General features: G+C 61.4%; 16 protein-coding genes. 1 reads left to right on the top strand and 15 read right to left on the bottom strand.

The genetic code is table 11. From position 1 onward, the window contains the following. Positions 1–11 precede the first annotated feature (11 nt). The 9 genes from ABLE86_RS21410 to ABLE86_RS21370 all read right to left on the bottom strand — a co-directional run bounded on the left by ABLE86_RS21410 (position 12) and on the right by ABLE86_RS21370 (position 10,593). A complete protein-coding gene (locus ABLE86_RS21410) occupies positions 12–455 on the bottom strand; it encodes a YeeE/YedE family protein (protein ID WP_348781021.1) in 444 nt (147 codons plus the stop codon). Then, positions 455–883 (bottom strand): YeeE/YedE family protein, encoded by a 429-nt coding sequence (locus ABLE86_RS21405; RefSeq protein ID WP_348781020.1) that lies wholly within the window; start codon positions 881–883, stop codon positions 455–457. The genes ABLE86_RS21410 and ABLE86_RS21405 overlap by 1 nt, the downstream gene beginning before the upstream one ends. Beyond that, on the bottom strand, positions 880–1,197 hold the full coding sequence (locus ABLE86_RS21400; RefSeq protein WP_348781041.1) for a metalloregulator ArsR/SmtB family transcription factor: 318 nt from the start codon (positions 1,195–1,197) through the stop codon (positions 880–882). Before ABLE86_RS21400 ends, ABLE86_RS21405 begins: the two co-directional genes overlap by 4 nt. 247 nt (positions 1,198–1,444) lie before the next feature. After that, on the bottom strand, positions 1,445–1,651 hold the full coding sequence (locus tag ABLE86_RS21395) for a DUF2892 domain-containing protein (RefSeq protein ID WP_348781019.1): 207 nt from the start codon (positions 1,649–1,651) through the stop codon (positions 1,445–1,447). A 501-nt stretch (positions 1,652–2,152) separates the two neighbouring features. Then, the gene (locus ABLE86_RS21390; protein ID WP_348781018.1) at positions 2,153–4,324 is read right to left on the bottom strand and encodes a cyclic nucleotide-binding domain-containing protein; all 2,172 of its coding nucleotides are present in this window, start codon (positions 4,322–4,324) and stop codon (positions 2,153–2,155) included. Between the two features lie 160 nt (positions 4,325–4,484). After that, positions 4,485–5,927: an FAD-dependent oxidoreductase gene (locus tag ABLE86_RS21385; protein WP_348781017.1), complete on the bottom strand. Its 1,443-nt coding sequence runs from the start codon at positions 5,925–5,927 to the stop codon at positions 4,485–4,487. A 23-nt stretch (positions 5,928–5,950) separates the two neighbouring features. Next, entirely contained in the window at positions 5,951–9,265 is a 3,315-nt protein-coding gene (locus ABLE86_RS21380) for an adenylate/guanylate cyclase domain-containing protein (protein WP_348781016.1), read from the bottom strand. 250 nt (positions 9,266–9,515) lie between these two features. Next, a complete protein-coding gene (locus ABLE86_RS21375) occupies positions 9,516–10,253 on the bottom strand; it encodes a cyclic nucleotide-binding domain-containing protein (protein WP_348781015.1) in 738 nt (245 codons plus the stop codon). 211 nt (positions 10,254–10,464) lie between these two features. Beyond that, positions 10,465–10,593 carry a hypothetical protein gene (locus ABLE86_RS21370; protein ID WP_348781014.1) on the bottom strand — a complete coding sequence of 43 codons (129 nt, stop codon included), beginning with the start codon at positions 10,591–10,593 and terminating at the stop codon, positions 10,465–10,467. Between the two features lie 29 nt (positions 10,594–10,622). Between ABLE86_RS21370 and ABLE86_RS21365 the strand changes: the two genes are divergently transcribed. Next, entirely contained in the window at positions 10,623–10,805 is a 183-nt protein-coding gene (locus ABLE86_RS21365; RefSeq protein ID WP_348781013.1) for a hypothetical protein, read from the top strand. Between the two features lie 497 nt (positions 10,806–11,302). On the opposite strand, the gene ABLE86_RS21360 is transcribed toward ABLE86_RS21365, so the two are convergent. Genes ABLE86_RS21360 through ABLE86_RS21335 form a run of 6 tightly spaced genes read right to left on the bottom strand, consistent with a single transcriptional unit; the run spans position 11,303 to position 19,914 of the window. After that, complete coding sequence (locus tag ABLE86_RS21360) at positions 11,303–12,019, bottom strand: peptidylprolyl isomerase (protein ID WP_348781012.1); 717 nt, start codon at positions 12,017–12,019, stop codon at positions 11,303–11,305. After that, positions 12,016–12,732 (bottom strand): respiratory nitrate reductase subunit gamma, encoded by a 717-nt coding sequence (narI, locus tag ABLE86_RS21355; protein WP_348781011.1) that lies wholly within the window; start codon positions 12,730–12,732, stop codon positions 12,016–12,018. Before narI ends, ABLE86_RS21360 begins: the two co-directional genes overlap by 4 nt. A gap of 17 nt (positions 12,733–12,749) precedes the next feature. Beyond that, positions 12,750–13,373, bottom strand: coding sequence for a nitrate reductase molybdenum cofactor assembly chaperone (narJ, locus tag ABLE86_RS21350; RefSeq protein WP_348781010.1), 624 nt, complete (start codon positions 13,371–13,373; stop codon positions 12,750–12,752). Positions 13,374–13,376: 3 nt separating this feature from the next. Further along, a complete protein-coding gene (gene narH, locus ABLE86_RS21345) occupies positions 13,377–14,909 on the bottom strand; it encodes a nitrate reductase subunit beta (protein WP_348781009.1) in 1,533 nt (510 codons plus the stop codon). Then, positions 14,906–18,664 (bottom strand): nitrate reductase subunit alpha, encoded by a 3,759-nt coding sequence (locus tag ABLE86_RS21340; protein ID WP_348781008.1) that lies wholly within the window; start codon positions 18,662–18,664, stop codon positions 14,906–14,908. The genes narH and ABLE86_RS21340 overlap by 4 nt, the downstream gene beginning before the upstream one ends. Further along, a complete protein-coding gene (locus tag ABLE86_RS21335; protein WP_348781007.1) occupies positions 18,661–19,914 on the bottom strand; it encodes an MFS transporter in 1,254 nt (417 codons plus the stop codon). Before ABLE86_RS21335 ends, ABLE86_RS21340 begins: the two co-directional genes overlap by 4 nt.

The following is a 19,914-nucleotide window of genomic DNA, read 5'->3' as shown; positions in this document are numbered from 1 at the left end:
GATGCTCCTGTTCAGGCGTGTTTCGATGCGGTTCTGGCGCTTGTCGCCCGGCGAATGAGACGCGCGAGCGCAATGCCACCAAGCATCGCGGCAACGAAGATGAAGGCCTCGGTCTTCATGAGACCGATTGCGGGGACGGCGCCGCCGGGGCAGAAGCCGGCAATGCCCCAGCCGATGCCGAAGGTTGCCGAGCCGGCCAGCAGCGGCAGGTCGAGATCCTTCCTGGTGGGCAGATGGAACTTGGTCTCGAAAACCGGCGCTGCGCGTTTGAGGACCAGGAAATAGCCGATGGCCGTGACCGCCAGCGCGCCCCCCATGACGAAGGCGAGCGAAGGGTCCCAGGTTCCGGCGATATCGAAGAAGTTCAAAACCTTGGCGGGATTGATCATGCCCGAGACGGCGATGCCGGCGCCAAAAATCAGGCCTGCGATGAGGGCGGACAGAATTCGCGGCATCAGAAGCCTCCCAGAACGTGGCGGACAATGAAGACGGTGACGGCCGTGGTCACCATGAAGGTCAGTGTGGCGGTGATCGAGCGTACCGACAGCCGGGCCATCCCGCAGACTCCATGTCCGGAGGTGCAGCCGGAGCCATAGGTGATGCCGACACCGACGATCAGGCCGCTAATGACAATCCAGGGCGTCGGAACGGTGGTCTGGAAGGGAATGTCGTAGCCGCCGACGGTCAGGATCAGGGCTGGCGCTGCAACCGCGCCAGCCAGGAAAGCCGCCCGCCAGGCCCAGTCGGGCGAGACTGGAGGCAGGATGCCGCCGAGTATGCCGGACATGCCGGCGATACGGCCGTTGAAGGCCATCAGCAAAACGGCGGCAAGGCCGATCATCGTTCCGCCGAACAACGAGGCGAAAGGGGTAAATTCGGTCATGATGTCAGCTCTTTGTTGGTTGAGATCTGGTTATCCGGCCTGCAGAAGAGCCGGTGCATGGTGTCGATGAAGATTTCGACACGGGGATCGGCCAGCCGATAGAAGACCTGCTTGCCCTCCTTCCGGCCGACGATCAGACCCGCCTCCCTGAGTTCGGCGAGCTGTTGCGACAGCCCCGGCTGGCGGATGCCGAGAAGGTCCTCCAGCTCGCGCACCGAGCGCTCTCCATCTGTGAGTGCGCAGGCGACCAGAAGGCGATCCGGGTTCGAAAGCTTCTTCAGAAAGCTCGATGCCTCATCGACATTCGCCTTCATGTTCGCCGCTTCCCGCGAAAGGGTCTCGGTTGATGTCAATCCAGTGATCTCCAGCTGCTTCATGCGGATCGTAAGCTCCCTCACTCCAGGACACTCGTTTAGCGGAAATGGGCTAGGCGATGGCTGCTGCGGGACTGTAGGGGCGTGCGCCACGATCAGTCAGCCGCGTTGCGGCAGCCATTCATGAACTCCGAGGCTTCCTCGCCCCGGCATCGAAGCGATTTACACCGAGCCTAGGCCGGCGTTCTCACCTTCGGGCCTCCATCGCCGAGCAGGTGCTCACACCCAAAACCGCGTATAGCGGACAGCTGGAAACGAGGCCGGTCACAAGCGGCACGAGGCCGACCAGACCCCACCAGCGCATGTTGCCCTCGAGGAAGTAGACGAGAGACAACAGAGCAAGCCCGACGACGATCCTGGCCATGCGGTCAATGGTTCCGACATTCCTTGTCATGAGGACGGCTCCCTTGAAAAGCTACGATTAACATAGAACGCTTTCGAAAAAATGCAATCATAAATTTCTTGCCATTCCCAAACGCCTGAAATTGAGGGGGCGCGAGACACCTCAGGCAGTGTGATCCATCTGCCATCCGAGACTTGAGACATCAGCCATGCTGGAGAGCGAGCCGTGATGTTGGCGGTCGAAGCGGGCTAGGGCGTTCTGCGGGCATCGCTTGCACTGTGCGCCGATGCGGTCAAAACCGGCGGGTCAAACGATTGACGGGCTCGACGCTACGGGTGGTTACTGGATTACTTGGCGCGACCGACCAGCTTTTGCCGACAGAGCCCCGAACGGCGGCTTACCGCCACCGTGAATCGAAAGCCGACAGTCTGTTGTCGGCCCCGAACCTGCCCCGGCGGCTACGCGACAACCAGATGTTTGACCCCGGGTTTTGATGAAGCATCCTTGTCCTACGGCACTAAGGATGCGTCACTAACGCCGGAGACTGCACATCTAGAGGCTGACTTCGCGCAGTAGCGCAGTTGTCCGCGCAAGCCTGCGAGCAAGTAGGGTTGCCGCCTCGCGAAAAATGTCACGCGCAAGTTCGGGGTCGAGGTCGGCAAGGTGGTCCATGCCCGAGCGCCCAACCGACCGGATAGAACTCTCTTCATCGGCCACGATGGTCGCGGTGCGCGGCGTGTCGGTCAGAAAGCCGATCTCGCCCACCAATGCGCCGGCAAGAAAGCTGGCAACCGTGATCTCATCGCCGGACGGGCCTTTGACGTGGGCCGAAAGCCTACCGGCTTCCAGCAATATCAGCCGGTCGGACGGCGCACCCTGGTGAACGACCACTGCGCCGGCAGGCACGTCCTCGCGGGCAAGCAGGTCGTCACCCAGCAATGCCGTCGCGCGCTCGATCAGATTGGCGAAGGCGCTTTTGGGCTGCGACCCCGCCAGCTCGGCGCGGTGCAGCCGGGCCTCCTCGACGATGCTCAGCGCATCGTCCAGTGTCGGATGCCGTTCCACGCTATCGACCAGCCCGGAAGGGCCGAGCGTTCGCATCAAAGCGGGCGCAACATTTGTCAGGATCAGTCGAACACCCGTGGTCCGACAGAGTTGTTCCAGTTTTCCGAAGTTGTAGATCGCCGAAACGTCAAGACCCTGCACCCGGCGGAAGTCGACGATCAGCGCGCGGTGGTCGCCCGGCATGCCTGCGATTTGCCCGGCGATCTGGTCGAAAAGTGTGTGTGCTGTGCCGAAGAAAAGATAGCCTTGAAGCTCGTAGACCAGGGTCGCGCCACCCTGTTCGGTGAGCAGGCGTGATGCCGCGTCGGATCGCTCCGTCGTAGACAGACGCAGCGTCCCGTTCACGCGCGAACGGACCACGTCCAGTCGCGCGTAGTTGACCAAAAACAGCACCGAAGATGCAAGTATGCCTGTCCCGACGGCCTCCAGAAAGCCAAAGCTCGCGGCGACGCCGACGATTCCCAGCAGCACCGCGAAATCCTGAGCCGGCATGCGGCGGCGTTCCAACCAAAGCCATTCATACAGGAAGTCCAGTCCCAGATAGACCACAACCGCCGCGAAAACACCCAGCGGCAACGCCGCCAGGACATCCGCGCCAGCGATCAGCGCAATGCCGCAGGCCAGCGCAGCGCTGCCGCCGATCCAGCGCGATCCGCGGCCGACAAGCCGCCGCCCCAAAAGCGTATCCGAGAGGACATGATAGCCGACCAGCCCGCCGCCGCCGGCGACGAGCAGGTTGGCGGCGCCCGTTACGCGCAGTTCACGGTCCAGATCGACCGGCGCGCCGGACGCGACTTCGATGCCGGATGCGTTCAGGATTACGCCCACCAGCGCAAGTCCGACCAGTGTCAGCAGGGCCGGCGTTTCGGCCAGTATCGCGCTGTAGTCGGCCCGGATGACCATATCGGCGCTGATCATCTGCCATTCGCCCGCACCCGAGCCAAACGGCCCCAACAACAGCCCCATCTGTCCGGCGCTCGCCAGATCAATGCCGGTGAGCGCCAGGCCTGCGTAGAACACCGCAAAGCTGACCGCCAGGACAGCCGGCAGACCGAAGTCGCTCGCCTTGCTTCGCGTGACCCACAACAGGATCAACGCGACAACCAGCACCGGCCCCCATCGCCAAAGGGCTGGCAGAGACAACAGGCTGCCGGCCGAAGGTGGAACGGCCATGTCCAGTCCGACGCGCAAAAGGAGATAGCCGCTGGCGGCCAGAAAACCGCCCAGCACCGGATACGGGATGAACCGGCCCAGAGACCCAAGCCGCAATGCGCCCAGCACCAGAAAGGCCACCCCGACCAGGGCCGCTGCAATTGCCGCCAGCATGGTGATCGTGGCCAGCAACGTCTCGGAGTTGCTGGTTCCAAGTCGGACCGCGATCGTGCCGGCGCTGATCGACAAGATGACCGCAGTGACGTCCTGAGGTTGACTAATCGTGCCGCGAAACGTCGATCCGAGCGCGCCTGCAAGCCCAAGGACCAGACCGCCGAACAGCCCCATTCCGACACCATGGCTGAGGTATGGGGCGAGGGGACCGGAAAATACGATGACGGAAAACGAGACCGTGTTGACGACGGCCAGCGGCGCTATGATCAAGGCGGCCATTGCCAGGCGCAAGGAACCAATGCGTTCGGCCTCTGCTATCGTCTGCGATGTCATTGCCGCCCTTGCGCCTCACATTTGCGCGACAGTGGTGCCCCTATGCCCGCCGGCATCGGAGCGGATTGCGTGGTGAAAGGGTGCGTGTGCACCTAAAGCGTGCAAATATCGAATGGACGCGCGATGCGCCGATATCCGATCTGGCTTGCACGCCTGCCTGTCAGGATGACGCGGTTCGTGACAGTCGGCTCCGCACGAGATCGCCCCAGTGCGGGCGGGCCTGTACGGCAGGCTGCCCGGTCTGTATGTGCTCAAGGATCAGGGATGCGATATCCATGCCTTGTGTCCAGCACTCTTCGTGCAGGCCGGACCCGTGCGTCCAGCCGCCTGCAAAATAGAGGTTGTCCTGCCCCTGCAATGGCACAATGTCGGCCTGTGCCTGCATGCAGGCAAAATCGAAGACATTGTGGTGCAGGTAGGCCACCGCCGGGTTTCCGGCCTCGTCTTTGAGCACCATGTCCTCGCGGATCGGCAAGTGCGGGTTCACCGACACGAAAAACTGCGGCAGGCCGAACTTGTCGTATTCGGGATTGGCGGCGTCATTCTGGTGTCGGTTGGCGACGTAGTTGATGACATAGGGGTGCATCGCTACGGAGCCGGGTTCGTGAATGACTATGTTGTACGTGCACCAGGCGTTCTGGTCGACGGGCAGCAGGCGATTGTCGACATGGGCGACGCTGACGGCGGTTTCATAGCTGATCTGAGCCAGGATGTTGGCAACCTGCGGCGGCAAATCGCGCATCAACCGCAGCGCGTCATTGGCGTGAGTGGCGAGGACCACGATGTCGACATCGGCCGTTTTGGCACCGCTGGCGTCCTTGACGGTCCAGCCCGGCCCGTTGCGCGAAACGCTCGCCTGGAAATCTGCGACCATGCGCACGTCCAACTGGCTTTCCATGAAGGCAGTCAAAGCCGTGATCCAATGGCTTGAACCATTGACGAAATAGTTCCGTTGGGCTGGTTCGCCGTCGCCTGCGCCTTCCTGAATTTGATAGTAATGCATCACCGCATAAAAGGGCATTTTGCGCGGTCCTAGTTCAGACGATGTGAAGTACATGCCGTTGACCCGCGGGTAGATTACCCACGGGCCAAGCCGGGGATCCCAGTCGAGTACACTGGTCTTTTCATCGATGTAATTCTCGAGTGTGTAATCGTGGTACTTGGAGTCATTCACATCCTTGGCCGCCGTCTTCATGAAGCTGTCCACGGTCTTTTTCAGCGCCGGGTCAATGCCGGTTCCCCACCAGGGAGTGTCGTTGTCGGTAAAATACAGCGACCCATCGCCGTTGTAGTAGCTTGTCGTGTCCTCCAGCGGTTTGTAGTCGACCCCGAACTTGAAGTTGATGGCGTTCATCACCCTGACGATCTGGGTATAGGTGGTCGCATTGAAATCGTTGACGCCCAGATCGGCCCATCGGTTGACCGGCCCGTTCGGGCCAGTGCCAAAGCTGAAATTCAGCGTGTCGGCATTGCCGCCAAACCGGGGCTTGGCCTCGATAACGACCAATTTGGGAGAAGGCAGGCCCTTTGCCTTGGCCTGGGCCTTCAACTCGTACGCAACGGCAAGGCCGCCGATTCCACCTCCAATAATCGCGATTTTCATGCCGTTCCCCTTCTGTTGCCTGTTCAGGCTGTGGCTTTGTTCACTCCTGCAGATATCGTTGCGAGCGCGCGGTCTATCCCCGGCACGGCGGTGTGCAATTTCGCAGCCAGTGCCTGCTCTCTCAAGGCGCGCAACCGCTCGCCAGCGTCGCGCCCTGCGGCGGCATCAGTGATCGCATGGGCGCGGGCAATGAAGAATTCTGACCACGGAGTGGGTTCTTCGGCGGTATATTCCGCCAGCAGGTCCGCATGGCGGCGCATCTCGGCCCAATCGCCGACATTGGAATTGGCCTCCATGGCATTTCCGTAAAACTGGAAATAGTTGTGCCCCACCGCGCCAGCGCGCAGTCGTTCCTCGCCTTCTGCCAGGGCTTCGGCACGGCGGCCGGCGTCGGGCGTCGTCAGCGCAACGGTCGACAGCAGCCAGGGGCCTATGAACGCCATGGCATCGAGGTCGCGCAGCTGTGCCAACGCTTCTTCGGCGACAGCCGCAGCCTCGTTCCGGCGTCCCTCGACAAGTCGGACCCGCGCAACGGTTTCCTTCAGGAATGGCTCGAAGCGCCGCGCGCCGAGCTGCGTGGCCAGCCCCAGGCCGAGGTCCATCTGCGACTGAGCGGCCGTGGCGTCGCCCATCGAAACCAGAACCCAGCCCGCCGTCAGCCGCGAAACGATTTCGGCTCGCGCGAGTCCCACCCGCTGCGCCAGCCTTGCCGAAGCCAGCGCTTCGGCAAGCGCGCTTTCGGTATCGTTCATGTAGATTTTCACCGTCGCCAGCATGAAACGATTGGCGGCTTCGACGGCGCCGAGATGGTGTTCCTCGCACAGCGCAAGGCATTGCTGGATCACGCTGTGGGCGGTGAACAGACGGCCGCGGGCATAGTGTGCGTCGCCCAGCCCACTCAGGGCAAGCGCCCGGCGTTCGGCGTTGCCCGCGCGTTCGGCATAATTCAGCGACAGTGCATGTTCGCGCAGGCACCCGTCGAGCTGTCCGCGCGGGAAATGCAGGCTGCCCCTGAAATAGTGGATCTCGCTCAGTTCGGGCGCCAGGTCGGCGGCTGCGGCAATGGCCTCGGTTTCGTCCAGCAAGGCAAAGGCGTCGTCGATCCGATCCAGGATCCGCATTGCGGAAATAATCCCGATGAGCGAGCGGCATTGATCCGCGGGAGTGAGCGCGATGGCGCTGGCCGCTTCGAAGGCGGCGATAGCTTCGGTGGCGCGACCCAGATCCCGCAGCATGTCGCCCTTCAATCGCAAGAGGTCGCCACGCACGGCGTCTTGGGCGGCCAGCGCCACGCCGCGTTCGGCAAGCGCCAGCGCAGAATCCTTTCGATGGGCAGCCAGCGCGTCCCGAGCAGCGGCAAGAAAGGCGGCGGCCGCACCTTCGTCACTTGCAGCTGCGAGATGCTCGGCGTGGCGCAGCGCGTCCACGGGGCGAAACCACTCTGCCGCCCGCCGATGTTGTGTGCGCAGGTCATCTCGCAGCATGGTGCGCAAAACCGCGTCGCGGATCAGCGCATGGTCGAACAGATAAATGTGATTGTGCGCGCGGATCAGCGATGCCTCGATCAGCGGACGTTCGTCGTATACTTCGATCCGCGCAACCGCCATCACCTCCGCCATGGAAAAGCGCTGGCCCAAAATGGCGGCGGCTTCCAGCACCTTGCGATCCATCGGCGACAGCCGGTCAAGCCGCGACTGGATGATGCTCTGGATCGAACCGGGCAGCGTATCGCCGCCCTGTTCGTGGGCGTGGCGCAAGAGTTGGTCCAGATACAAGGGATTGCCTTCGGCACGGGCAACGCATTCGCGCATTACCGCCTCTGATGGGCGGTGCGTTGCGCGAGCCAGGCGGTACGCGTCTTCAGCGCTTAGCGGAGCAAGGTCGATACGGGTCAACGTTGCCTCGCGTGCTTCAGCGCACCAGCCTTCATTCAGGGGATAACCTTCTGGCCGAGCGCTCATCAACAGAAGTATGGGCGCATCGGCAGTCACTGCGGCGACCTCTGCAAGCTCCCTCAGCGTCGTGCGGTCGGCCCAATGAATATCCTCGACGATCAGCAGCAACTGCCCGGTAGCCGCCACTGCGCGCAGCACCTGTCCCAACATTGCGCGCAAGCCTTCCTTTCGCGCCGCATCGCTCATGGCGTCGTGGATCTGCCGCGCCTCTTGATCCAGCGGGGCGCCAAGCACGATGGTCAGGAACATTGCCGCCGTCTCGTCGATCGTTCCGCAGGATTTTTGCTGGAGAACGACAGACCGCACCGCCGATGCCTCGGCCCGTTCGCTGAGACCAAAGAGGCTGCCCAGCAAAAGCCGCACCGGGCTCTGCGCATCGCTCAGGCCAAAATCAAGAACCAGCGCCTTGTGCACCTGGAACTGCTGATCTGCGGCGATCCGGGCAAACTCTTCGATCAGGCGCGACTTGCCCAACCCTGCCTCGGCGACCAGGGCGATCGCGCCACCCCTTGCCGATGCCTGGCAGTCGCTCAGGGCTTGGGTGAACTGTGCGACCTCGTCGGCGCGGCCGATCAGTGGATGATCGGCCGCGCTGTCACGAAAGCCAACCAGCCGATAGACCTCGATCGGCTGGTCAAAGCCTTTGACGGTGAGACTGTCGCGTGCCTCGCATTCGATCCGGTCACTGAGGGCCTGGTGGATCAGCCGGGTGATCAGCGTCTCCGTGCCCTTTGCCTGATTGGCCAGCCGGGAGGCCAGGTTGACCGAGTCGCCTGTCAGGGTGAATTCTCGGTCTTTTAGGGCGCCCATTCCCTGGGACGAAAAAATCACATTTCCGGCCGCGACACCGATGTGAACACTTAGCTGGCGGCCGAAGCGGGACGAAATCTCCGTCATGGCGCGATGCATTTCCACCGCGGTGCGCAGCGCGCGTTCGGCATCGTTGCCATAGGAGATCGGTGCGCCGAAAACTGCCATGACGCAGTCGCCGATATGACGGTCCACCGTGCCACCCAGGCGCCGGATGATGGCATCGAACCAGTCGTAGAATTCGGTCAGCAAGGAGTGCATATCCTCGGTGCCCAACTCCTGCGAGAGCTTGGTATAATCAGTCAGATCGGCAAAAACCGTGGTGACCTCGCGTCTTTTCGCACTTGTGGGCGACGTTCCGTCCGGCCGAAGCGGGGCAGGGTGCAGCGCTGCTGGCCGTTCTGCGATAGCTGCCAGTATTTTCTTGCGATGGCCAAGAGACGTGACGCCAATTTCGCGCAGGTCGTCGGCGGTCAGGTCCGCCAACATTGAATCGTCGATATGGTTGCTTTCAAACAGCGCGCCATAATGCGTGAAACCCAAGTCGGCGAGAATCTCGGACAGGGCCGACATTTGAGTATTCCGCTCCTCTCCAGCGCCACGTGGTCATCGCAACGGCCGCGGCAAGATGTGCCTCAATTTTCACTCAGCCAATGAACTGCCAAACCTGCTGATGCATCGATCCGAAGACAAGAGTCGAAACTCGACAAGCACGATGCGCAGAAACAAGATGTGTGGGCTCAAGGTGCCTGCACGTCTTTGCGCGTCCAGATGGATACCACACCGATCAATCACCTCATGATTGTCAAATGCGGGTCAAGCGTCAAGGAGTTGTATTCAGGGTCATGGTCCGATGACTGGCTGGGCATTCGGCAATGGCGACCGCACTATTTGTCCGCCCCGCAAGAACACTCAGTTGCATGTTGGTACGCAGCAGCTTGTCACACAGGGCGACGAAAAAGCTCGCTTTGAGCGCGTTGGCGATCTGGGGGCGGTGTTCCATCAGCGAACGCAGCCGCGCGGTCTCTATTTGCCACAAAAGACCAGGTTCGGTCAGCGTCACGGTGGCGCTGGCGGGAGCCGATGTCGAGACGGAGATCTCACCCACGAAGGTGCCGCTGGCGCAAACGCCGACCAGCTTTCCATGAGCGACCACGGCGGCTTGTCCGCTGCTGAGGTAGTAGAGCGCCGGCACTGCCGCGCCCTCCGTGCACAGGACCGTGCCCGCCGCAAGGTTCGACCACTGCCCGAGATCCAGGAGGATGCGCTGCTGCCCGGTTGGCAGGCCAGCAAAATGCTCATCCATGAACCTGCGTTCGTCTGGACTGAAACGGGCGCGGCTGTTCTGCCAGGCGCTGATGCCGAGCTGCAGCATGTTCACCGTGATCAAAGTGGTTTCCCAGAACACGCTGACCGGGTCGGTCAGGATAAAGATCGCGTAGCAAATGCCGGCGACCGCCGACAGGACGACGAAGATGCGAAGCCACAGCAACCGCCGCATGACCATCGAAATGACCAGTAGCAGATATGCGAGATGTCCCAAAAATCCGCTTGGAGACATGGCTGATTCTAGACTCAGTTCTATAGCAATCACCCCGCATTGTCAGAAGGTAGAGCCGTCATGCATGGCTGTTAGCAGATCAATGCTGCGAAACTGTCGGATGTTCGGCGGCTTCCAGGTAAGATATATTGTGTGGGATACCACATCAATCCAAGAGGTGGTCGTTATCGTGGTAGAGCCAGCGGAAAGTCTGTTTATTCTTTTGGTCATGTTACAGGTAAAGCACCTGTTTGCTGACTACGGCCTGCAATTTGGCTTCATGTTGCGCGGGCGCGATGACTTCTTCCATGCCGGTCGGCTGGCGCATGTCGCCATACACGCGGCGGTTCTGGACTTGCATTGTTTGTCCTGGGCACACAGGCGGGCTTGTTGCAGGTTCTCGTGGTTGCCGAAGGCGTTGCGCACTACCTGATCGACTGGTCCAAGGCCGCTTGGGTGGCCAAGCGCGCGCTGACGCCACAGGACCGGGGCTTCTGGTGGGCAACAGGCGCCGATCAATGCCTGCACCAGCTTAGTTACCTTGCCCTTTGCTGGGGCTGGTTGACACTGTGAGCTAAACACTTTGCACCTTTCAATCGCACCGGGCGGGACGAATGGAGAAGGCCGGTGTTGTTCGGCTAATCTCCTGCGTGATGAATCCTTCTCGGGCGGGACGATCGAAGGATACGCGTGGGTCTCGATTGGGTGGGAATGCGGACAGGCAGGTTTTGGGCAAATGCGCCGGGAAAGCTGCCCTTCTCACAACACCCAACCTAGTGATCAAAGCCTATTGGTTCCGAGGCGCCCAACGCACTCGTCGCTCGCTGCGCTCGAGCTTAGCAACTCCTCTGAGGAAACCTGCGTCACTCCAGCCGCCACAGCGGCTTGCCAGGGCTGCCCGACACCCACCGGACCCGACCGCCATCGCTCATCTCCACAGGCGGTGCGATAGGGAGAAATGCCATGGTTGGGGTCATAGAACACAGCGTCTTCGTGCAAGATCTCAGCGCTTGCTGCGCGTCGACGCGCAGGGTCACAAGGCCCTATCCATGCACCGAACATCGAGCGGCCTATTGCACCATTGGCGTGTCAGCGGAGTCAATCTCAACCCCCACAAGTTCTGCTCGCCCCGCCAGGATGGCGATATACTGGCGCAGTGCTCGCTCTTCGACCACCGCGCAAAGTGTTTCGCCGATTTGCTCACGCACTTCTTCGAAGGGAATATCCACGCCTGGAATGCTTCGGTCCACCGAAACAATGTGAAAGCCGAAACGGGTTTTCACCAGATGCGGTAGGATGCCGAGCGCATCGATACGGAACAGCGCATCCTCGAATTCCGGAACCATGTCGCCGCGGCCGGTCTGACCGAGATTGCCGCCTTGTTCGCCCGACGGGCAATTGGAAAGCTCGCGCGCCATCTCGGCAAAGCGCTCCGGTTCGGCCAGAAGCTCGCTGAGCGCCTGTTCGGCGCGGGCGCGGATGACGGTGATGTTCACCGAAGGCGTGACCTGGAACAGGATGTGGCGCGCGTGAACCAGGTCGCCCGAGCGGAATTCTGCTCGATGTGCCTCATAATAGCGTCGGCATTCTTCATCGCCCGGCGTCGGAACCTGCACCTCATGCGCCAGCAACTTTTCGATTGCCACATCCACAATTGCATCGTCGATGGCACTTGGGTCTAAGAAACCAGTTTCGGCTGCCCGTTGACGAAGCAATTCATGTATGGCCGCGAATTTCGCGTCATCCCCATCATCCGCAATCGGAACGCCATTCACATAAGCGGTCATGGACGGATCGGCTCCTTGGCGCGCGTCTGCGGCGTTCGCACGATCTGATAGGGCCGAAACAGGTAGGCAAGTGCGCCCACGCCGCTCCAGATATGAATCATGCGGGTGAAGGGCGAGATCAAGAACAGTGTGAAGCCAAGCAGGACATGCAGCTTGTAGGTAAGCGGCACGCCGGCCATGTAGGAAGACGCATTCATGTCGAGCGTGACGATGCCCTTCACGTAGCTGGTCAGTGTTTCAAACAGCACGCCGTCCATGTGAAAGGCTGAAAGCGGTACGGTAAGCAGCCCAAGTGCAAGCTGGAGCCAGATCATGACGACCACGGCGATGTCCCATTTGCGGCTATTGAGCCTGATGCGGGGATCCGCCAGGCGGCGATAGATGAGGATCGAGAGGCCTATCGTGGCGATGAGCCCGGCGATGCCGCCTACGATCATGGCAAGCAACTGGTGCATGGTCGGGGAGAGAAAGGGCGAAACCAGCCAGTGCGGCGCGAGAAAGCCGACGAAGTGGCCGAGGATGACGACAATTACGCCGTAATGGAACAAGTTGGAACCCAGGCGCAACTGGCCCGAGCGCAGCATCTGCGAAGAGTCGCTCTTCCAGGTATAGGGCTCCCGGTCGAAGCGGATCAGGCTGCCGAGCAGCAGCACCATCAGGCACACATAGGGATAGATCCCGAAGAGGAGCGTGTTGAGATTGTTTTCGGACACGGCATTCCTCCCTTTTCTCAGAGCTTGGGGCGGTCGCCAGCCGGCTCCGCGAAGGCCGGCTGTTCGGCCCAGTCGCGATCGAGCGCGGCAGGATGCTCCTTTACCGGCTTGATCTCGGCTGCGTTTACCGGCTTCTCTCCGGCGATTACGAGCAGCGCCTGTAGAACAGCCGCATAGCGGCTTTGTCGAGCAATCAGCGAACGGGTGATGGCGGCCAGTATGTGGGCACAGTCGGCCAGCATGTCGCGCGCCTCCTTCAGGTCGCGGCAGCTCAGATATTCCAACACCACCGGCAGGTAATCCGGAAGTTCATGGCCGATCAGCTCGAAGCCGGCGGCTTCATAGAGATTCTTCAGCTCCACCATGGCCGCGCCGCGATCCCGGCTTTCGCCATGCAGATGTTCGAAAAGATGCAGCGAAAGCGACCGCCCTCTGTCGAACAGATCGACATAGCGGGACTCGACGGTGAGCAGGTCCCCTTCGCCCAACTCGCGCACCAGCGCCCCCAGTTCACGTTTCTCACCGGTCGAGATCAACGGGGAAGCCTCGACCGCGCCAGCAATCTCATTTAATGCCGCGCGCATATCCGCGGTGGGGTAGGAAAGCAGCGCGCTGAACGCCTTGAACAGGATCATCGGCATGGGTCAGGTGTCCAGAGGACGAATGGGATTGAGCTTGCGTCGGCCCATTTTGCCGCCGAAGAGCGAGGAGTGCGGCGAGCCGAAATCGCAGCCATTGCCGAAGGTGAAGCCACAGGAGCCTTTCAGGCCGTAGGCATCCTCTGCCAATTCGCGGTGCCCAGTGGGGATGACGAAGCGGTCCTCGTAATTCGCGATGGCGAGATAGCGGTGCATCTCCTCCACTTGCCCAAGCGACAGACCGGCCTGGTCGAGTACTGCCTGTCCGTCGCCCTCGCCGAGCTGGCGCTGGCGGAAATGGATGCGCATGGCGAACAGGCGCTCCAGCGCGCTGACGATGGGCGTTTCGTCGCCCGCCGTCAGCAGGTTGGCGAGGTAACGAACGGGAATGCGCAGCGAACGTACATCCGGCAGTTCGCCCACCGTCTCGATCGCGCCGGAATTGGCGTGCGACTGGATCGGCGAAAGCGGCGGCACATACCAGACCATCGGCAGGGTGCGATATTCCGGGTGCAGCGGAAACGCCACGCGCCAGTCCACGGCCATCTTGTAGGTGGGAGAGCGCTTGGCCGCCTCGATCCAGGCATCTGGCACGCCGTCCGCGCGTGCCCGGGCCTCAATTTCGGGGTCATTCGGATCGAGGAACAGCTTCAGTTGCTCTTCATACAGATCCTGCGTGTTTTCGGTGGAAGCGGCCCTTTCGATGCCATCGGCATCGTAGAGCAGCACGCCGAGATAACGGATGCGCCCGACGCAGGTCTCCGAGCAGACGGTCGGCTGCCCGGCCTCGATGCGCGGGTAGCAGAAGATGCATTTCTCGGCCTTTCCAGAGGTCCAGTTGTAGTAGATCTTCTTGTAAGGGCAGCCCGACACGCACATGCGCCAGCCGCGGCACTTGTCCTGGTCAATGAGGACGATGCCGTCCTCTTCGCGCTTGTAGATGGAGCCCGATGGGCAGGAGGCGACGCAGCTTGGATTGAGGCAGTGCTCGCAAATCCTCGGCAGATACATCATGAAAGTGTTTTCGAACTGGCCGTAGATGTCCTTCTGCACGCCCTCGAAATTGTAATCCTGCGAGCGCTTGTCGAACTCGCCGCCGAGGATCTCCTCCCAGTTCGGCCCCCACTCGATCTTTTCCATCGGCCGGCCCGAGATCAGCGAGAGCGGCCGCGCCACCGGCGCGGTCGTCAGTTCGGGCGCGTTTTGCAGGTGCTCGTAGTCGAAGGTGAAGGGCTCGTAATAGTCATCGATCTCGGGCAGGCGCGGATTGGCGAAGATCTTGGCAAGGATGGAAAGCCGGCCTCCCTGCCGGGGCACGATCTTGCCGTTCTTCTTGCGTCGCCAGCCGCCGTGCCAGCGTTCCTGGTTTTCCCAATCCTTCGGATAGCCGATGCCAGGCTTGGTCTCGACATTGTTGTACCAAGCGTATTCCATGCCCTGGCGCGAGGTCCACACATTCTTGCAGGTGACGGAACAGGTGTGGCAGCCGATGCACTTGTCCAGGTTCATCACCATCGCGATCTGCGCGCGAATTTTCATGGTGCCGTCTCCTTCTGCGCCGGATCGACTGGATTGGAGTGATCGAGCCAGTCGATGCGGTTGAGCTTGCGCACGATGACGAACTCGTCACGGTTGGAGCCGACCGTGCCGTAGTAATTGAACCCATAGGAAAGCTGGGCATAGCCGCCGACCATATGGGTGGGCTTCATCACAGCGCGCGTCACCGAATTGTGGATGCCGCCGCGCTGCCCGGTGATCTGCGAGCCCGGCACATTCACGATCTTCTCCTGCGCATGGTACATCATGCACATGCCCGGCTTGATGCGCTGGCTCACCACCGCGCGCGCGGCGATCGCGCCGTTCACGTTGAACAGCTCGATCCAGTCGTTGTCGACGATGCCGGCGCGCTTCGCGTCCGTTTCCGATATCCAGACGATGGGTCCGCCGCGCGACAGCGTCAGCATCAGCAGATTGTCGGTATAGGTCGAATGGATGCCCCATTTCTGGTGCGGCGTGATGAAATTGAGCACGATCTCGGTTTCACCATTGCCATGTTTGCCCAACATGGCGGCGATGGTACGCGTATCCACAGGCGGCCGGTATAGCGCAAAGGCCTCGCCGAAATCGCGCAGCCAGCGGTGATCCTGATAGAACTGCTGGCGGCCTGTAATGGTGCGCCAAGGGATCAGCTCATTCACATTGGTGTAGCCGGCCGTATAGCTGACATGCTCGCTTTCGATCCCCGACCAGGTGGGCGAGGAAATGATCTTGCGCGGTTGAGCCTGCAGATCACGGAAGCGGATTTTCTCGTCCTCGCGCGTTGCGGCGAGGTGGGTGTGGTCGCGGCCGGTAATCTTGCCAAGCGCCGCCCACGCCTTCACCGCCACCTCGCCGTTGGTCTCGGGCGCGAGATAGAGAATGGTTTCGGCCGCATCGATGTCGCTTTCGATGCGTGGGCGCCCCTGCGTCGGCCCGCCATCGTTGACGCGGTAGTTGAGGTCGCCGAGGCCCTTCACCTCGGCCTCGGTATTCCAGCTTATGCCCTTGCCACCATTGCCGAGCTTGTCGGCGAGGGGACCAAGCGAGGTAAAGCGGCGATAGACATTCGGATAATCGCGCTCGATCGTGACTATCTGCGGTGCAGTGACGCCAGGCACCAGGTCGCACTCACCCTTCTTCCAGTCTTTGACGTCGATCGGCTGGGCGAGTTCAGCCGGCGTGTCGTGCTGAATCGGTGCCAGCACGACGTCCTGCTCGACGCCGAGATGGCCGACTGCCAGTTCCGAAAAGCGCCTGGCGATAGTCTTGTATGTTTCCCAGTCGCTGCGCGCCTCCCACACCGGATCCACCGCTGCCGACAACGGATGGATGAAGGGGTGCATGTCGGAAGTATTTAAGTCGTTCTTCTCGTACCAGGTGGCCGTCGGCAGCACGATGTCGGAGTACAGACAACTCGTGGACATGCGAAAGTCGAGGGTGGTGACGAGGTCGAGTTTGCCCTCCGGAGCCGGATCGCGCCAGACGACATCCTTGGGCTTCTCACCATCGGTTTCGCCCAGGTCCTTACCCTGCAGGCCGTGGCGCGTGCCGAGCAGATGACGAAGAAAGTATTCGTGCCCCTTGCCGGATGATCCGAAAAGGTTCGAGCGCCAGATGAACAGGTTGCGCGGGAAATTGACCGGATTATCGGGGTCTTCGCAGGCCAAGCGCATGTCGCCTGATCTCAATGCAGCCACGACGTGGTCCTTGATCGGGATGCCTGCCTTCTCCGCCTGTGCAGCAATCCCCAGCGGGTTGACGTTGAACTGTGGCGCGGAGGGCAGCCACCCCATGCGCTCTGCCTTTACGTTCATGTCGATGAAACTGCCGCGATGGTCGGCAGGGTCCGCGAGCGGCGAGAGAATCTCGGAGACGTTCAGACGCTCGTAGCGCCACTGGTCGGTATGAGCGTAAAAGAAGGAGGTGCCGTTCATCTGGCGCGGCGGACGCGCCCAGTCGAGGCCGAAAGCAAGCATGGTCCAGCCGGTCTGCGGCCGAAGCTTCTCCTGCCCGACATAATGCGCCCAGCCGCCGCCGGAAACGCCGACCGTGCCGCACAGCATCAGCATGTTGATGATGCTGCGATAGTTCATGTCCTGGTGATACCAGTGGTTCATACCGGCACCGATGATGACCATGGACCGGCCATTGGTCTTCTCGGCGTTTGCGGCGAAGCCGCGCGCAACGGTTATGGCATGCTCCGACGGCACGCCGGTGATCATCTCCTGCCAAGCCGGCGTATAGGGCACGTTGTCATCGTAGGATTTGGCTGCAGCGCCGCCGAGGCCGCGGTCCAGCCCGTAATGCGCACACATGAGATCAAAGACCGTGGCGACACGCGCCTCGCCCCTCGCTAGCTTGACGCGGCGTACCGGCACGTTACGCGTCAGCGTATCGCCATCCTGCGGATTGTCGGTGAAGTGCTCGTGTGCGCGTCCGCCGAAATAGGGGAACGTCACCGCAAGCGTTTCCTCATGGCTGCCTAGAAGCGAGAGCGCCAGGCTGACATTCGCGCCCGTCTCGCCGTCCCGCGGCTCTAGATTCCACTTGCCCGCGGGTTCCTTGTCTTTCGGCCAACGGTAGCCGATCGATCCCTGCGGCACGACCAGTTCGCCGCTCTCCTCATTCAGCGCCATGGTCTTCCAGGAGAAGTTTTCGGACTTCGGTGCCCCAGGCAGATCGCTGCGGCGCAGGTAACGATCGGCCACCCAGCGGTCGCCTTGTTGCTTGAGCATGACCAGCATGGGCAAGTCCGTATAGCGGCGGCAATAGTCTTGAAAGTAAGGCACCTGCCGGTCGAGGAAGAATTCCTTCAGGATCACATGCCCCATGGCCATGGCGAGAGCAGCATCCGTGCCCTGCGTGGGGTGCAGCCACAGATCGGCGAACTTGGCGACCTCGGCGTAGTCTGGCGTCACCGCGATGATGCGCGTGCCATTGTAGCGCGCCTCGACGAAGAAATGCGCATCAGGCGTGCGGGTCTGCGGCACGTTCGAACCCCAGGCGATGATGTAGCCGGAATTGTACCAGTCGGCGGATTCCGGCACGTCGGTCTGCTCACCCCATGTCTGCGGGCTCGACGGCGGCAGATCGCAATACCAGTCGTAGAAGGAAAGTAGGGTGCCGCCGAGCAAGCTGATGTAGCGCGAGCCCGAGGCATAGGAGACCATTGACATCGCCGGAATGGGCGAGAAGCCTACCACCCGATCCGGACCATAGGTCTTGATGGTGTAGACATTGGCGGCGGCTATGATCTCGCTTACCTCCTCCCAGCCAGAGCGGACGAAACCGCCCCGCCCGCGCATGGATCTGTAAGACTTTGCCGTCTCCGGGTTCTCGACGATGGAGGCCCAGGCCTCCACGGGCGCGAGCGTCTTACGCGCCGCGCGCCACGCCTTGACGAGGCGGCCGCGCACCATCGGATATTTGATGCGGCTGGCACTGTAGAGATACCAGCTATAAGAAGCGCCGCGCGAGCAGCCACGCGGCTCATGGTTGGGCATTCCGGGGCGGGTGCGCGGATAGTCGGTCTGTTGCGTCTCCCAGGTGACGAGCCCGCTCTTGACGTAGATCTTCCACGAGCAGGAACCGGTACAGTTCACGCCATGAGTGGAGCGCACAATCTTGTCGTGCTGCCAGCGGTCGCGATAGCCTTCTTCCCAGATGCGGTCTTCGTCGCGCAGTTCGCCAAGCCCATCGGCGAAGGTGCCACGGCGACGGGCGAGATAAGTCATCCGGTCGAGAAAGTGGCTCATTGCGCGGGCTCCTTTTTCAGGCGCGGCGATACCATCATGTCGCGATCGTCATGCCCCATGACGGGCGCCTGGCGTACCTCAGTCAGGTAGCTGAGCATCAGCGACACCGAGACGACGCCGTAGAGCAGCATGAAGCAACTCGAATTGAAGCCGAGCCAGTCCAGGAGACCGCCGAACATGATCGGCAGCAGGAAGCCGCCGAGTCCCCCCACCATGCCGACGAGGCCACTGACGACGCCCAGGTTCTCCGGAAAGTCGTCGCCGATATATTTGAAGGTCGACGCCATGCCGAAGGCAAAGGTGACGCCAACGACGAACAGCAGCGGCGTAAACACCCAAGGCGTCAGTGCGATCGTGAAGTGGCTATAGCCGTCGACCGTGCGAATGGCGAATTCGGTGTGCGGATAGGACAGAAGGAAGAGGGCAACCCACGCCACCCACAGGACCCACCAGGTGACGTTATGGGCACCGAACCGATCCGCGAGCACGCCGCCCACGGCGCGAAGCGCACCACCCGGCAGCGAAAAGCAAGCTGCTAGAAGTGAGGCAACCGCAATCGAGAAGCCATATTCGCGCACATAATATTGCGGCATCCAGATCGACAGCGCGGTAAAGCCGCCGAAGACGATCGAATAATACTGGCAATACTTCCACACACGACGGTCACCCATGACCGCAAGCTGTGATCGAAACGAGGTGGCTCTACGTGCCCCAGGATCGGGCGCCGCGAGAAACCAGAATACGATTGCGATCATGAGGAGCAACACCGCGTAAAAACGCGGAACCGCTTGCCAGCCGAAGTTGTTCATCAACACTGGCGCGATGAACATGTTGAGCGCGGCCCCAACCGTGCCGGCTCCAAAGAAGCCCATGGCGAAGCCGCGGCGTTCCGGAGGGAAGAAGCGGGCGACATAGGGTGTCCCGACTGAGAAGGATGCGCCAACAAGGCCAAGCGCGAGCCCGAGCAGCAGAAACTGCCAAAGTTCACTGGCATAGGAGGCGAGCCACAGCGGAACAGCGCATGTGATCAGCAACAGGAACATGACGATGTGACCGCCGAAACGATCGGCCCAGATACCGAGTGGCAGACGAAATACCGAGCCGGTCAGAACCGGGGTCGCCGTCAGCAGACCGAACTCCGTCGAGTTGAGTTGCAACTGATCGCGCAGCGGAATGCCGATGACGCCGAACATCATCCATGCGGCAAAGCACGCCATGAAGGCGGCCGTGCTTACGACCAAGACCGTCAT

The sequence above is a fragment of the Mesorhizobium sp. KR2-14 genome, from assembly GCF_040049255.1.
Classification (GTDB): Bacteria; Pseudomonadota; Alphaproteobacteria; order Rhizobiales; family Rhizobiaceae; genus Pseudaminobacter.
The sequence above is the reverse complement of the archived record's forward strand: the minus strand, read 5'-3'. Positions and strand labels throughout refer to the sequence as shown.

What these genes read in the sequence shown, in the direction of transcription:
- ABLE86_RS21360 (WP_348781012.1), bottom strand. Translation starts at nt 12,019, where the DNA reads ATGACCGCTTATGTGAATGGCGTTCCGATTGCGGATGATGGGGATGAC.
- ABLE86_RS21385 (WP_348781017.1), bottom strand. Translation starts at nt 5,927, where the DNA reads ATGAAAATCGCGATTATTGGAGGTGGAATCGGCGGCCTTGCCGTTGCG.
- ABLE86_RS21400 (WP_348781041.1), bottom strand. Translation starts at nt 1,197, where the DNA reads ATGAAGGCGAATGTCGATGAGGCATCGAGCTTTCTGAAGAAGCTTTCG.
- ABLE86_RS21410 (WP_348781021.1), bottom strand. Translation starts at nt 455, where the DNA reads ATGCCGCGAATTCTGTCCGCCCTCATCGCAGGCCTGATTTTTGGCGCC.
- narH (WP_348781009.1), bottom strand. Translation starts at nt 14,909, where the DNA reads ATGAAAATTCGCGCGCAGATCGCGATGGTGATGAACCTGGACAAGTGC.
- ABLE86_RS21390 (WP_348781018.1), bottom strand. Translation starts at nt 4,324, where the DNA reads ATGACATCGCAGACGATAGCAGAGGCCGAACGCATTGGTTCCTTGCGC.
- ABLE86_RS21335 (WP_348781007.1), bottom strand. Translation starts at nt 19,914, where the DNA reads ATGACGGTCTTGGTCGTAAGCACGGCCGCCTTCATGGCGTGCTTTGCC.
- ABLE86_RS21340 (WP_348781008.1), bottom strand. Translation starts at nt 18,664, where the DNA reads ATGAGCCACTTTCTCGACCGGATGACTTATCTCGCCCGTCGCCGTGGC.
- ABLE86_RS21395 (WP_348781019.1), bottom strand. Translation starts at nt 1,651, where the DNA reads ATGACAAGGAATGTCGGAACCATTGACCGCATGGCCAGGATCGTCGTC.
- ABLE86_RS21375 (WP_348781015.1), bottom strand. Translation starts at nt 10,253, where the DNA reads ATGTCTCCAAGCGGATTTTTGGGACATCTCGCATATCTGCTACTGGTC.
- narJ (WP_348781010.1), bottom strand. Translation starts at nt 13,373, where the DNA reads ATGCCGATGATCCTGTTCAAGGCGTTCAGCGCGCTGCTTTCCTACCCC.
- ABLE86_RS21405 (WP_348781020.1), bottom strand. Translation starts at nt 883, where the DNA reads ATGACCGAATTTACCCCTTTCGCCTCGTTGTTCGGCGGAACGATGATC.
- ABLE86_RS21380 (WP_348781016.1), bottom strand. Translation starts at nt 9,265, where the DNA reads ATGTCGGCCCTGTCCGAGATTCTCGCCGACTTGGGTTTCACGCATTAT.
- ABLE86_RS21370 (WP_348781014.1), bottom strand. Translation starts at nt 10,593, where the DNA reads ATGCAAGTCCAGAACCGCCGCGTGTATGGCGACATGCGCCAGCCGACC.